The organism is Sphingobium sp. LMC3-1-1.1, from assembly GCF_040676285.1.
Lineage (GTDB): Bacteria > Pseudomonadota > Alphaproteobacteria > Sphingomonadales > Sphingomonadaceae > Sphingobium.
The window spans coordinates 205,435-218,626 of the sequence record NZ_JBEGHQ010000056.1; the positions used below are offsets into that span (position 1 = coordinate 205,435).

The 13,192-nt window shown below is 61.7% G+C and carries 15 protein-coding genes; 7 read left to right on the forward strand and 8 right to left on the reverse strand.

Annotated features, from left to right (window positions below):
• Both hemF and MRBLMC3_RS19805 read right to left on the reverse strand, forming a co-directional pair.
• The gene (hemF, locus tag MRBLMC3_RS19800; RefSeq protein WP_363831701.1) at nucleotides 1-852 is read right to left on the reverse strand and encodes an oxygen-dependent coproporphyrinogen oxidase; all 852 of its coding nucleotides are present in this window, start codon (nucleotides 850-852) and stop codon (nucleotides 1-3) included.
• A 14-nt stretch (nucleotides 853-866) separates the two neighbouring features.
• Nucleotides 867-1,337 (reverse strand): tRNA (cytidine(34)-2'-O)-methyltransferase, encoded by a 471-nt coding sequence (locus MRBLMC3_RS19805; RefSeq protein ID WP_363831626.1) that lies wholly within the window; start codon nucleotides 1,335-1,337, stop codon nucleotides 867-869.
• 192 nt (nucleotides 1,338-1,529) lie between these two features.
• On the opposite strand from MRBLMC3_RS19805, the gene petA reads away from it, so the two are divergent.
• From petA to MRBLMC3_RS19825, 4 genes are all read left to right on the forward strand, one after another.
• Nucleotides 1,530-2,111, forward strand: a complete 582-nt coding sequence (gene petA, locus MRBLMC3_RS19810) for a ubiquinol-cytochrome c reductase iron-sulfur subunit (protein WP_363831627.1) — start codon at nucleotides 1,530-1,532, stop codon at nucleotides 2,109-2,111.
• A gap of 11 nt (nucleotides 2,112-2,122) precedes the next feature.
• Complete coding sequence (locus MRBLMC3_RS19815) at nucleotides 2,123-3,442, forward strand: cytochrome b (RefSeq protein ID WP_363831630.1); 1,320 nt, start codon at nucleotides 2,123-2,125, stop codon at nucleotides 3,440-3,442.
• A gap of 15 nt (nucleotides 3,443-3,457) precedes the next feature.
• Nucleotides 3,458-4,306: a cytochrome c1 gene (locus tag MRBLMC3_RS19820; protein WP_363831632.1), complete on the forward strand. Its 849-nt coding sequence runs from the start codon at nucleotides 3,458-3,460 to the stop codon at nucleotides 4,304-4,306.
• 68 nt (nucleotides 4,307-4,374) lie between these two features.
• Nucleotides 4,375-4,911, forward strand: a complete 537-nt coding sequence (locus tag MRBLMC3_RS19825) for an adenine phosphoribosyltransferase (protein WP_363831635.1) — start codon at nucleotides 4,375-4,377, stop codon at nucleotides 4,909-4,911.
• Between the two features lie 18 nt (nucleotides 4,912-4,929).
• On the opposite strand, the gene MRBLMC3_RS19830 is transcribed toward MRBLMC3_RS19825, so the two are convergent.
• The 4 genes from MRBLMC3_RS19830 to MRBLMC3_RS19845 all read right to left on the reverse strand — a co-directional run bounded on the left by MRBLMC3_RS19830 (nucleotide 4,930) and on the right by MRBLMC3_RS19845 (nucleotide 8,443).
• The gene (locus tag MRBLMC3_RS19830) at nucleotides 4,930-5,574 is read right to left on the reverse strand and encodes a 5'-methylthioadenosine/S-adenosylhomocysteine nucleosidase (protein ID WP_363831638.1); all 645 of its coding nucleotides are present in this window, start codon (nucleotides 5,572-5,574) and stop codon (nucleotides 4,930-4,932) included.
• 28 nt (nucleotides 5,575-5,602) lie between these two features.
• Nucleotides 5,603-6,421, reverse strand: a complete 819-nt coding sequence (locus MRBLMC3_RS19835; protein ID WP_363831641.1) for a class I mannose-6-phosphate isomerase — start codon at nucleotides 6,419-6,421, stop codon at nucleotides 5,603-5,605.
• A gap of 139 nt (nucleotides 6,422-6,560) precedes the next feature.
• Nucleotides 6,561-7,268 (reverse strand): hypothetical protein, encoded by a 708-nt coding sequence (locus MRBLMC3_RS19840; RefSeq protein WP_363831644.1) that lies wholly within the window; start codon nucleotides 7,266-7,268, stop codon nucleotides 6,561-6,563.
• A 398-nt stretch (nucleotides 7,269-7,666) separates the two neighbouring features.
• The gene (locus MRBLMC3_RS19845; RefSeq protein ID WP_363831646.1) at nucleotides 7,667-8,443 is read right to left on the reverse strand and encodes an aspartyl/asparaginyl beta-hydroxylase domain-containing protein; all 777 of its coding nucleotides are present in this window, start codon (nucleotides 8,441-8,443) and stop codon (nucleotides 7,667-7,669) included.
• Nucleotides 8,444-8,701: 258 nt separating this feature from the next.
• Between MRBLMC3_RS19845 and MRBLMC3_RS19850 the strand changes: the two genes are divergently transcribed.
• Nucleotides 8,702-9,934, forward strand: a complete 1,233-nt coding sequence (locus MRBLMC3_RS19850) for a glycosyltransferase family 4 protein (RefSeq protein ID WP_363831649.1) — start codon at nucleotides 8,702-8,704, stop codon at nucleotides 9,932-9,934.
• A gap of 22 nt (nucleotides 9,935-9,956) precedes the next feature.
• Here the strand turns inward: MRBLMC3_RS19850 and MRBLMC3_RS19855 are convergent, their stop codons facing one another.
• Nucleotides 9,957-10,358: a sterol desaturase family protein gene (locus MRBLMC3_RS19855; protein ID WP_363831704.1), complete on the reverse strand. Its 402-nt coding sequence runs from the start codon at nucleotides 10,356-10,358 to the stop codon at nucleotides 9,957-9,959.
• Between MRBLMC3_RS19855 and MRBLMC3_RS19860 the strand changes: the two genes are divergently transcribed.
• A complete protein-coding gene (locus MRBLMC3_RS19860) occupies nucleotides 10,278-10,625 on the forward strand; it encodes a hypothetical protein (RefSeq protein WP_363831710.1) in 348 nt (115 codons plus the stop codon). The two genes, MRBLMC3_RS19855 and MRBLMC3_RS19860, sit on opposite strands and share 81 nt — an antisense overlap.
• 40 nt (nucleotides 10,626-10,665) lie before the next feature.
• Complete coding sequence (locus MRBLMC3_RS19865; RefSeq protein ID WP_363831651.1) at nucleotides 10,666-11,445, forward strand: SDR family NAD(P)-dependent oxidoreductase; 780 nt, start codon at nucleotides 10,666-10,668, stop codon at nucleotides 11,443-11,445.
• On the opposite strand, the gene MRBLMC3_RS19870 is transcribed toward MRBLMC3_RS19865, so the two are convergent.
• Nucleotides 11,360-12,943, reverse strand: coding sequence for an LTA synthase family protein (locus tag MRBLMC3_RS19870; protein WP_363831654.1), 1,584 nt, complete (start codon nucleotides 12,941-12,943; stop codon nucleotides 11,360-11,362). The genes MRBLMC3_RS19865 and MRBLMC3_RS19870 overlap by 86 nt on opposite strands.
• Between the last annotated feature and the right edge of the window lie 249 nt (nucleotides 12,944-13,192).

Genomic DNA, 13,192 nt, shown 5'->3' on the forward strand with positions numbered 1-13,192 from the left:
TCAGCTCCAGCTTGCCATGGGTGGCAGGCTCATCAGGATCGCGTCGACATTGCCGCCGGTCTTGAGCCCGAACAGCGTGCCGCGGTCGTGCACCAGGTTGAATTCGGCATAGCGGCCGCGCCATTCGAGCATGCGGGCATAATCCTCCTGCGACCAGCTTTCATGCATGCGGCGGCGGACGATGGGGGGAAAGGCCTTCAGAAATGCCTCGCCGACGTCGCGCGTGAAGGCGAAGTTGGCGTCGAAATCGCCCTCAAGATGGTCGTAGAAAATCCCGCCGACGCCGCGATGCACGCCGCGATGGGGGATGAAGAAATAATCGTCCGCCCACGCCTTGAACCGGGGATAATAGTCCGCGTCATGCGCGTCGCAGGTGGCCTTCAGCACTTCATGGAAAAATGCCGTGTCCTGCTCCCGCGGCAGGGGAGGGTTGAGGTCCGCGCCGCCGCCGAACCAGCTTTTGGATGTTCTCAGATAGCGCGTGTTCATGTGCACGGCCGGGACATGGGGGTTGGCCATGTGCGCCACCAGGCTGATGCCGGTGGCGAAAAAGTGCGGGTCTTCGCTCGCCCCATGAATCGTCTTCGCGAATTCGGGCGAGAAGGCGCCCCCTACGGTCGAGACGTTGACGCCCACCTTCTCGAACACCTTGCCCTTCATGACGCCGCGCACGCCGCCGCCGCCTGCTCCCGGGGCCAGGTCCGGCGCCTCGCGATCCCAGGAGACATAGTCGAAGCGGGCGTCGGATCCCGCCTCCCGCTCGATCGCCTCGAATTCGGCGCAGATGCGGTTCCTCAGTGATTCGAACCAGTCGCGCGCGGATTGCTGTTGCGGGTCGAGCGCCAAGGTCATTTTCGGTAACTCTGTCATTGCGGGAAACTTCCAGTCTGGCGAAGGGCCTCGGCTACCGCGATGCCCGTGGAAACGGCGATGTTCAAGGACCGAAAGCCCGGCGCCATGGGGATGCGCACGCGCACATCGGCCAGATCGCGGACGCTGTCGGGTACGCCCGCGCTCTCCGATCCCATCAGCAGAACGTCGTCGGCGCGAAATTCCACCTCCGGCAAGCGTTGCGAGGCGTGGCTGCTCATCAGCATCAGCCGGCGTCCTTCGGCCCTGCGCCGGGCATCGAAGGCATCGAAATTGGCATGCCTGGTGATATCGGCGGCCGCGCCATAGTCCATCGCCGCGCGCTTCAGCTTCGCATCGGAAAAAGCGAAACCCATCGGCATGATGATGTCCACCGGCACGGAAAAGCAGGCGGCAAGGCGCAGAATCGCGCCGACATTGCCAGCGATTTCGGGTTGATAAAGGGCGATACGCATGCGCCGCGCCATAGAACAGTGCGGTTAATTCTCCTAGCCTGTCTAAAAGGCTTGGCAAATGGCGCATCCTACGGTTATCAGGCCTGCAAACCGCGCCAGGGGGAAAGGCGCGCCCATCCCTATGGGCGCTGCGGCTCTCCCGATAACATAGCCATAATGGGCAATGCGGCGGGGTCAGGGACGTTCTTGCAAGGGTTGAGGTGCATGGCGATCGTTGAACATTTGGAGAGTGAGGGGGCATCCGTCTCCGATGGAGGCGGCAGCGACGGTGTTCGTCGTCGCGATTTCATCAACATCGCCGCGGTGAGCTTTGCCGGGGTGGGTGCGGTCGCGGTTGTCATACCGCTGGTCGATCAGATGAACCCCAGCGCCGACGTGCTGGCGCTTGCTTCGACGGAGGTGGATCTTTCGGCGATCCAGCCCGGCCAGGCGATCAAGACCACCTTCCGGTCGCAGCCGCTGTTTGTCCGGCATCTGACCGAAAAGGAAATCGCGGAGGCCGACAAGGTCGATCCGTCCACCCTTCGCGATCCGCAGACGCTGGAGCAGCGCACGGTCGACGGCAAGAAGCAGTGGCTGATCACCATGGGCGTCTGCACCCATCTGGGCTGCGTGCCGCTGGGCGCGGGCGAGGGTGAGAATCGCGGCGAATTCGGCGGCTATTTCTGCCCCTGCCACGGCTCGTCCTACGACACAGCGGCCCGCATCCGTAAGGGACCCGCGCCTAAGAACCTGGAAGTGCCGAAGTACAGCTTCACTTCCGACACCGCCATTCTCGTGGGCTGAGGGGGACTGTCATGAGCTTTCCATGGGCTGAACATTATACTCCCAAGCATCCCGCGATGCAGTGGATCGACGAGAAGCTGCCTTTGCCGCGCCTCGTCTACAACGCGGTGGGTGCCGGTTATCCGGTGCCGCGCAATCTCAACTATTTCTGGAATTTTGGCGTATTGGCCGGCCTCGCGCTGATGATCCAGATCGTCACCGGCGTGATCATGGCGATGCACTATGGCGCCAACACGCTGGTCGCCTTCGGCACGGTCGAGCAGACGATGCGCGACGTGAATGCCGGCTGGCTGATGCGCTATGCGCACGCCAACGGCGCCAGCTTCTTCTTCATCGTGGTCTACCTGCATATCTTCCGCGGCCTCTTCTTCGGTTCCTACAAGGCGCCGCGCGAAATGGTGTGGCTGCTTGGCCTTGTCATCTTCCTCCTCATGATGGCGACCGCCTTCATGGGCTATGTGCTTCCCTGGGGGCAGATGAGCTATTGGGGCGCGAAGGTGATCACCGGCCTGTTCGGCGCGATCCCTGTGGTGGGCGAACCGATCCAGACCTGGCTGTTGGGTGGCTTTGCCCCCGGCAATGCCTCGCTCAATCGCTTCTTCTCGCTGCACTTCCTGCTGCCCTTCGTGATCGCCGCCGTGGTGATCCTGCACATCTGGGCGCTGCACATTCCAGGTTCCTCGAACCCGACCGGCGTGGAAGTGAAGGGGCCGCAGGACACCGTGCCTTTCCACCCCTATTATACGGCAAAGGACGGTTTCGGAGCGGGCGTGTTCCTGATCCTCTTCGCGATCCTGCTGTTCTATGCGCCCAATTATCTGGGCCACCCCGATAACTATATCGAGGCGAACCCGCTTTCGACGCCCGCGCATATCGTGCCGGAATGGTATTTCTGGCCCTTCTACGCGATCCTGCGCGCCTTCACCGTGGACTTCTTCTTCGTGCCCGCAAAGCTGCTGGGCGTGCTGGCGATGTTCTCGTCGATCCTGCTGCTCTTCTTCCTGCCCTGGCTGGATACCTCGCCGGTGCGGTCGGGCAATTATCGCCCGACCTTCAGGAAGTTCTTCTGGATCCTGATCGTCGACGTGCTGATCCTGGGCTATTGCGGCGGCGCGCCCGCGGCGGAACCCTATGTGATGATCTCCCAGGTCGCGGCGGCTTATTATTTCGCCCATTTCCTGATCATCCTGCCGCTGATCTCGCGCTTCGAAAAGCCGCTGCCGCTGCCGAACTCGATCACCGAGGCGGTGCTCGGCCGCGATGCGATCGAAGGTGAGCGGGAAGCGCTTCCCGGCATGGGCAGCGATCCGCAGCCGTCACACGCCGGTTAAGGGGGGACAAGACTAATGATACGCATCGGCGCATTTCTCGTCGGCCTCTTTTTCGCGGGCTGGCTGCTGGTTTCCTTCCTGGTGGGCGCGGTGGCCTATGTCACCGATCCGCCGGCGGTCACGGTGGAACATGAATTCCATCGCGATCCCAAGCATGTCGCCTTCTCGTTCGACGGGCCTTTCGGCAAGTTCGACCAGGCGCAGCTCCAGCGCGGGTTCCAGGTGTTCAAGGAGGTCTGCTCGGCCTGTCACAGCCTGAAATTCGTGGCTTTCCGTGATCTGGCGGGTATCGGTTACAACGAAGCGGAGATAAAGGCGATTGCCAAGCAGTGGGCGATCAAGACCCCTGACGTGGATCCCAAGACGGGCGAGATGTCGACCCGCGATCCCATTCCGGCGGATTATTTCCCCAAGCCCTTCGCGAACAATGTCGCGGCGGCGGCAGCGAACAACAATGCGATCCCGCCGGATCTGTCGCTGATGACCAAGGCCCGCCATCATGGCAGCGCCTATGTCTATTCGCTGCTGACGGGTTTCCAGGCGCAGCCGGCCGAGCTGCTGAAGGAGTTCCCTGACGCCAAGACGCCGGAGGGACTGCACTACAACCCCTATTTCGCCAACCTGAACCTTGCCATGGCGCCGCCGCTGACAGCCGATGGTCAGGTGACCTATGGCGACGGCACCAAGGCGACTGTCGACCAGATGGCGCAGGACGTTGCGGCTTTCCTGACCTGGACGGCCGAGCCCAAGCTGGAAAACCGCCGCCGCGCGGGGCTGGCGACGATCTTCTTCCTGCTGATCGCGACGGGCTTGGCTTATATGGCCTACCAGAATATCTGGGCGGACAAGAAAAAGGCCGCCTGATCGGGGCCTGAAGCTGAACATCGGAGGGGGCGCGGGAAACCGGGCCCCCTTTTTCCATGAGGGTGAAGATGAGCGCTGACAGCCTGGCGGCCCTGGTCCGCACGATCCCCGATTTTCCCAAGCCGGGGATCCAGTTCCGGGACATCACGACATTGCTGGCGGACGCCGCCGGCCTTGCCGAACTGGTCGGGCGCATGGAGGCGCATGCGGGGCCACTTGATCCGGCCTTTATCGTGGGGATCGAGGCGCGCGGCTTCATCCTGGGGGCGGCGCTGGCCCATGCGCTCGGCGTGGGCTTCGTGCCGGTGCGCAAGAAGGGCAAGCTGCCCGGCAGGACGGTCGGCATCGATTATGTGCTGGAATATGGCACCGACCGGCTGGAACTGCATGAAGGACAGCTTCCGGAAGGAGCCCGCGTGGTGCTGGTGGACGATCTGATCGCAACGGGTGGAACGGCGCTGGCGGCTGCGCAATTGATCAGGGAACAGGGTGCGACCGTGCTGATGGCGTTGTTCGCGATCGATCTGCCCGACCTGGGTGGCATGGCTGCGCTGGAGGCCGATGGCGTCGCGTCGGCGGCGATCATCGCCTTTGGAGGGCATTGACCGGCTTCGGGCCGGTCATTATTCCAGATGGGGTGCGGGCTTTTTCGCCTGTTCAAGCGCGCTGGCCAGCATGTCCACCGCCTCGGCCAATCGTTCGTCCAGCAGCGCCAGCAATTGCGTCCATCCGAGCATGTCGGCCAGCTCGCCCGGACCATCGGAAATACCGCGAAGCCCCATGACCGGCACGCCAAAACGCTGGCAGGCGCGCACCACAGCAAAGCTTTCCATGTCGACCATGTCGGCGTCGATCGCCGCATAATCATCCCCGCCGACGATATTCCCCCCCGTGGACAGCCGGGCGGCGCGAATGTCGAGCGGCATGTGCAGCGCGATTTCGGCCGGGTGGTCGGAAAAGGGCGTCACGCCTTTGGCGAATCCCAGCCGGGAAGCGTCCATGTCTCGCCAGGAGACGCTGGCGACCTGATAGACCTCGCCCAACGTACAGATGCGCGATCCGGCCGATCCCAATGAAACAACAAGGTCGGGCAGAGCGCCTTCCATGTCCAGCCGCTGGAGCGCAAGGCCGGTGTTGAGCGCGGCTTCCACCGGACCCACTCCCGTCATCAGCGGATCGAAGCGGGCCTTGAGCTGAGGACCATATTCCGCCTCGACCGCCATCACGAACAGGACCCGCTTGTCCGCGATCTTTTCTCCGCCTGGCATGAGCTTCCCCCGATTCGTCGATGTCAGTTCAAGGCAGCCGGGCAAGCAGTGCGCTCATCCTGCTTTCGATGGTCAAGGCCGCCGTTCCCTGGATCAACCAGCATTCGCCCTGCCGCCATGGCTCGCCGTCAATCATGCCGGTCCCGGCCAGCGGAATGAACCATGCCATTTCCCCCTCTATCCGTTGCGCGGTTTTCGCTTCACCCTGCATCAGGTCCAGGATGAATGGCGCTCCATCGCCCGACACCAGCCGTTCTTCAGCCGTGATCGGAACAATCCTGTCCGGCAGGTCATAGAGCGCGGTCGCGCTGACAGCTATGGCTTCCTCCAGATGAAGCGCGCGTGGCCGGCCATAGTCGTAAAGGCGGTAGGTCACGTCATTGTTCTGCTGCACTTCCACAAGCGTCACGCCGCCGCCAATGGCATGGACCGTGCCGGCTGGAATATAGTAGAAGCTGCCCGCTCGGACTGGCTTCCAGTCCATCAGTGCTTCGATGCTGCCGTCGAGGGCCGCTGCACGCAACGCCTCGGGCGTCAATTCGCGGGTCAGGCCGATACCCAGTCGCGCGTCGGGTTCGGCATCCAATATGTACCAGCATTCGGACTTGCCGCCCTGCAGTCCGCGGTCCCGCGCCTGCACGTCATTGGGATGGACCTGCACCGACAGCTTCTCGCTGGTGAAGATATATTTGACCAGCAGCGGCAAAGCCGCCCCTTCGCTTGGCGTCGGTGCCGAGAACCAGACTTCTCCGACGCGGCGGCCCTGTGTGGGCGCGATAGCTGAAGGAATATCGGTGCGGCCCCAAGGCTTTTCGACATCATGGGCGAACAGGCGGGTCGTGGTCATGCGGTTCCTTATGGAGAGTCGCTGCCGACAGGCAAGAGCCTTGAACGAGGAAGAGAGGGGGACGGAATGATCGACTCATGGCGCAGGGGGAGCAGCAAGCGGGGCGGTTAGTCCGATCTTGTCGATCTTGGAACGGGGGTTAGGGAAGTTTCGGCGCTGAACGGCTCCAACGGAAAATCCTGGATCTCAGGAAGGATATTGGCGCCCAAGTGGTGCAATCGGCGGCGAATACAACCGCAAGCAGAAGCAGGCTGGCCATGCTGACAAGCAGCCCAACCCATTCCTGCCATATAGTGACCCGCTCTATGCGATAGTGGCCCGGTTGTGCCTGAAAGTGGATGACAGGCCCTTGGTAAGGTACAACTTCATCGCCCCGCATGACGCGCCAGATCGGGAAAACGGCACGGCGCATCGTCACCTCGCCTGACCTGTCAGCCACCACTTCGTCGCTTGCTCTGATGTCGCGCCACTCGGAGAGGTCGGGCTTTCGCTCGAAGTCGGTGATGCGGCTTGTGTCGAAACCGGCAGGCAGATATTCGGGGGCATCGGGCAGATCGCGCTTGATCAAGGCGTATGGCACTGGTTGGGTGAGATATTCCGCTGCTTCAGCAGTCCAGCGGACATAGGAGAAAGCTGCAAGCGCCAAGCCCAACCCCAACAGAATCGGTTTGGGACGGCAACTCAGAACGGCCGTTATTGCAGCAAATTCGATCAGGCCCAGCAGCCGCCAGGGAAATTGCGCCTGGACGAAGGGCGGAATGTCCCAAAGGAAAGGGATGAGGCCGAGAGCCGCCAAGGTCGTCAAAAGACTGATGACGGTCCAGATGGAACGTGCCGACAGCGCCAACAGCGCAAGGCCGGCGATGAGTAGCGGAATGGGCAGTGCCTGGAGGAGGGGACCGTTGGCCAGCAGCCCCCAGGAGGATGGCCGATACCAGGCGCCCCATAGAAGCTGTGAGGAAAATGGAAAGCCGATTTCGGGAGACCATGGAAGCGGCCTTCGTAGATGTTCCGCTGAGATGGATGTCTCCCCCATGTCCCCCGCCCTTGAAGCTTGCCCGCCAAGATCGATAGAGGAGCGGGGCGAGGGCAGTTATGGAAAAATGGGCACCTGTGGCCCTTGGAAGGTCAGCATGATAATGATCGGTTGGACATGCCGCTTACAGGCCGATCAGTCGATCATCATTGCACCTGGAATGACGAACCAATCGACATCGCCCTGCCACCAATCCCAACGCCAAACATCTATGCCGCCTTGGCGGCCTTTCTGCTCTCCCGATCGATATGGCGCTTGATGTCCTGCACGAAACGGGAATGACGCACGCCCCAGAGGAAGATGTCCTGGATCAGGTTGCCCAAAAAGCGGCATGGACGTTTGATCTGGATCAGCAGGATATAGCGATCCTCATCCGTTTCGTTCCACACCTCATGGTTGAACATGTCGTCGAAGATGAAGGAATGCCCCTCTTCCCAGGGCATGACATGCACCGTCTCGCCCTCTTCTATATGCATGCGGCATTTTTCCCGCTCTTGCGGCACCTTGAGGGCAAGGTGATAGGTGAGCATGCCCTTTGTCATGCCCCAGTGGCGCGGTATATGCCCGCCCGCTTCCATCACGGAGAAATTGGCGGTGACAAGTCCTGGCACCTTCTCGATCAGTGCGGCGGTAATGGGTGCAAGGGCGCAATTGCCTTCCATTTGATAGCCATAGCCCTTGAGGAACAGGGTGCGCCATCGCCGATCCGCGGCGATACGGCCATGATCGAAGGAAATATCGCCCAGGGAGGGAATATCAACCGTCCGGATACGGACTGCCTCGTCGCGAATATCTTGCCATTGCCGTTCGAGAGCCGAAACCCATGGGAAATGACTTTTGTCGATCAGCGCCCGATCCGGAACCAGCGAGTTGCGCATGATCACCGCATCGATCCTGGGGCGCAATTCCTTGCCGATCTGGAACAGGGATTTGCCGATGAAGGGCACCTTCCAGCCGCGGGCATTGACTTTGTCGTTCCATTTCAAACCGATATTTCCTTCGGAACAACGGGGTAGGGAGTGAACCCCGCTATGAAGTCGGCTCGTCCCTTCGTCAATATCCGGTTCTACCCTGCCGTCGGCCGAGCCTTCATTTACGACAGGAGAGGATTTCGGGCCGGTGGATGAAATGATCAGCGGAGGGCTCCATATTGGCTGCGATATCGAAATGACCGGTGTTTCGTGGGGTGAGCCGATTCCATCCATCCCCTTGCTACAGGCGAGGTTCCCGGTAAGTGAGCTCTGATGGTTTCTTCTCTTTCCCCTGCTGTGTCGCGATCGGGTGAAGTCATCCTCGATATTTCGCGCCTGATTTCCCGAGTGCACTATTCCACCCCCTCCGGAGTCGACCGGGTGGAAATGGCCTATGCGCGGGGTCTCCTGGACCATTATGGAGACCGCCTGGCCTTTGCAGCCGTTCATCCTTGCGGGCTTTACGGGCGGCTCTCGCGCCGGGCGGTTCTGGCCTATCTTGATGAACTGGAAAGTCGCTGGTCCCGTCAGGAAGGCAATCCGCACCGGCGTTCCCTGGCTTCTTCCCTGCCATGGCTTGTCTCCCTGCTGCCGTCGCGGACTGAGCGCAGCAGCATGAGCGCCGTCTATGTTCAGGCCTCGCCACATCATCTGACCCGCACGGAACAGGTGCGTCGGATCCTGGCCCGCGAGAAGGCGCGCTTTCTGTGCCTCGTCCATGACCTCATTCCAATCGAATTTCCCGAATATGCGCGCATATCCGGCGACAGCCAGCACCGGCAACGTATCGCGACTATCGCCGCGCTGGCCGACGGGGTGATCGTCAATTCCGCTGCGACGGGACGGTCATTGCAGCCGTGGCTGGAAAGCAGCGGCCGAAGGGTGGATGTGCATGTCGCACTGCTGGGAACGGAGACGCTGCCTGCGGCCGAACCCTTCCAGCTGGGTGGCGGACGGCCCTATTTCGTCTGCCTCGGCACCATCGAACCCCGCAAGAATCATCTGCTTCTGCTCAACCTGTGGCGTCATCTGGCCCAGACCCTCGAACCGCAAAGCGTGCCCCGCCTTATCGTCATCGGACGTCGCGGATGGGAAAATGAGCAGGTCGTCGACATGCTGGAGCGTTGTCCGGCCCTGAAGGGCCATGTCGAGGAACTGAACGGCTGTTCCGATGCTCGTATGGCCAGTCTGCTGCGGGGAGCGCGGGCGTTGCTGATGCCCTCCTTCGCGGAGGGCTATGGAATGCCCGTGGCCGAAGCGCTGTCCGTCGGCACGCCGGTGATATGCAGCGATCTTCCCGCTCTGCGCGAGGCAGGTGGAGATGCGCCCGACTATCTCAGCCCGCTCGACGGGCCGGGCTGGCAGGCCCTCATCCTCGACCATGCTGGTCGAGGGCCGCTTCACATGGCACAGATGCTTCGCCTGCCACATTGGCATATGCCGAGGTGGAACGAGCATGTCGAGATCGTGGCTGAAGCCATTGCGGCCTTGCAGGCGCGCTCCTGAACGGCGCTTGTCTATGGCTTCTCTATGACTGTCTGGAATTCCGGGCCGTACTGCCGAACACGCGATCCCAGAAAATGGCCGAAATCGCAAAATTGCTGTTCTCGTTCACATAATGGTGGCGCATGTGGTGGCGCTTCAGCGCTGAAGCCAGCTTTCCGCGCATCGGCCATTGGTGGCTGGCATAATGAATGGTGTCATAGACGACATAGCCCAGGATGAACCCCAGAAAGAGCCAGGTTCCAGGACCGCCGAGCAGCATCAGGCAAGCACCCCAGACCAGGGCGGCAACCGGCAGGCTCACCGAGAGCGGCATCATGTCGCGCATGGGATCATTGGGGTTATCGTGATGATTGCCGTGAATCAGGAAGACAAACCATCTTGCCGCGGGCCACTCTACCTTCAGATGAAAGAGGTATCGGTGCATCGCATATTCGAAAAGCGTCCAGACGAGGAGGCCCGCCGCAAACAGGCTGAACCCTGTCCAGAATCCGGTTTTCCCCCATCCTATCCAGGCGATCAGCGGGAGCAATATGCCCCAGACGAGCGCGAAAATTCGTGGCGAAATCAGCGTAAGCTGTTCCAGATGCTCATTTTTGAACAGTCGGATTCGTCGGGATTGGTGATCGGAAGAGCGCATTACGCGGAACTCGAACAGGAGGCGCCGTTGTCTGTCAAGGAATTATGTCGTTGAAGCAAGGTTAGAGGGGGATCTGTTACATGCGTGCATCGGTATGACCATGGGTTTCCACCCGAAGCGGATTTTCATTACCGGCGCCTCTGGTGGACTGGGCAGCGCATTGGCACGGCATTATGCTGGTCCTGGCATATGCTTGTCTCTCTGGGGGCGAGACCTGGCGCGCCTGTCATCCCTCGCCAAGGCATGCGAGGCGGCCGGAGCATCGGTAGAGATGCGTTCGCTGGACCTTGGCAATGTTGAACATGCCTTGGACGCCATGCTGACCGAAGACGACGCCGATCCTGTCGACCTGGCCATATTCGCCGCCGGCCTGGGGGATATTCGCGCGGCTGGCGCTGTGGTGGAGGATGCGGGCGTCGTCGCCCGGCTGGGAATGATCAATTTCGTCGCACCTGCCGCAATGGCCGCGGCGCTGGCCGAGCGGATGGCGGGGCGGGGCCACGGGCGCATCGTGATGATCGGATCTGCCGCCGCCTTCCATGCCTTGCCCTTTGCCGCTGCCTATTCGGGGACGAAGGCAGGTCTTGCGCGCTTTGCCGAGGCGCTGCGAATCGGCGTGCGGCGGCATGGGGTCAAGGTGACGCTGGTATCGCCCGGCTTTATCGACACGGCGGCTGCCCGGCGGACTGGAGAGGCCAGGCCGTTGTCGACGCAGCCGGATGTGGTCGCGGCCAGGATCGCGCGCGCGGCAGCCCTGGGGCAAGCGCATGCGATCATGCCCTGGCCCTTCAACCTGCTCCGCTGGTTTGACCGCGTGCTGCCGCGACCCTTGCGCGAACGCCTGTTGCTGGCGCTGTCTCCGCCAGGCCATTAGCCGCGCCAGGGTTCACGCTTGCCAGGGGTTCGCCAAGGACAAGATCAAGCATCGCATGGTGCAGTTCGGCCGGAGTGAGGTCTACGCGCCTGTTGTCGCCGCGGACAATGTCACCTGCCTCATTGAAGCGGATCATCACATAAGGCGTATGTCGTCCTCCGTCCGGAGAGGTCGCGCCCGGAATGCTGGGGCGATGGTCGCCAAAGAAAACCAGGAGAGCCGGGCGCTTCAGCAATGCAAGCTGCTCCCGCAATGTGCTCAGCATGGCGTCGCTGTTGCGCGCCAGGCGAAGATAGCTTTGAACCAGATCGCCGCCCGTGCGCATGTCCGGCGCCCAGGGCCCATGATTTTCAATCGTGACGGCATAGATCAGGCCAGGCCCGATAGCTTCGCGGGCCAGCCGGACGATCTGCCCGGCAATCGCTGCATCGGTGACATAGCGTCCTGCACCGGCGGCAACGGGGGCGAAATGCTCCTCTCCGATCAGTTCGGCAAAGCCGCCTGCCGGCATGATCCGGTCGCGGCTGTAGAAGCGCATGTCATGCGGATGGACGAAGAGGCTGCGCCATCCTGCCTCCTTCAGCCGCGCAGGCAAAGCATAGGAGGCTTCGCCCAGCGCGGTGAGAAAGGGATCGTAGCGCCGGAAGCCGAGGACATCCTCGCTGCGCCCGAAAAGCACGCCATATTCCGTGCGCATCGTATAGGCGCCGAAGCCGCTGACCTTGAGCTGGCCCCATTGCAAGGCACTCTCGCGGGCGTTGGCAAGGCCCGGCAGCGATATGGTGGAGCCTTCAAACAGTTCGACCGGATCAGCAAAGGATTCACACTGGATGACCACCAGCAGTTCCGGGGGTGGATGAGGGGCAGAAGGAGGATGTCTCTCGGCTTCGGCGCAAGGTGGCGGATCGTTGCTGTGGCGCCAGCGTAGCCAGTAAAGCAACAATGTGGGCAGGAGGCCATGACGCCTGACATCGGCATAGGCGTCTGGCGTATCGGCCAGGCCCTGGCGCAGGGCACCGCGCACGGTCGTCGCCAGTATCGCGAGGCTGCCGGCAAGGATCAGCATCCCCGCCAGATGCATCTGCCACGCCGGAACGAACAGCCAGGCCAGCATGGCGAGGAGGAGGATGGCCACGGCCCCTGCCGTCGTGCGTTGCCCGACGCTGATGGCTGAAAGATAGAATTGGGGATGACGGAAGATCGCGCCGATCAGCGCCAGATCGGAAAAGAGCAGGGGTTCGCCGAGCATGGCATGCTTGGCATTGGAGACAAGAACAAGCAGGGCCAGCAATGCGAGCGCCAATCCTGCGGAGAGCGGGAAGTTGCCGCAGCAGGTGAGGAACAGGCCGAACAGCGCCGTCGTCATCCATGCCAGCAGCCAAAGGCCGGCCATGCTGCGCCGGGACAGGTAAAGGCCCGCCTCGGGTCGGGGGTATACCAACCGGTCGAGAACGGCTGCACCGACCAGCAATGCCGCGAATGTCAGTCCATCAGGCATCACTGCTTTGCTGTGCCGTCCAAATCGTCATGCCCCAGGGGTTTCAGGCCCTTTATGTCGGGCATATGATCTCTTAGCGAACAGGATGCCGGCTGTCATCAGGCCACCTCCGCGCTCTTTTCCAGCCACGGATATCGTGGAGGCTTGCCGTCTGACGCACGGCAGACTAACCGCTTGGGCAATAACCACGACATGCCGGAATGGCTCTGGGACCCAGCCAACATGTCCGCCTCCGACGTCATCATGGAG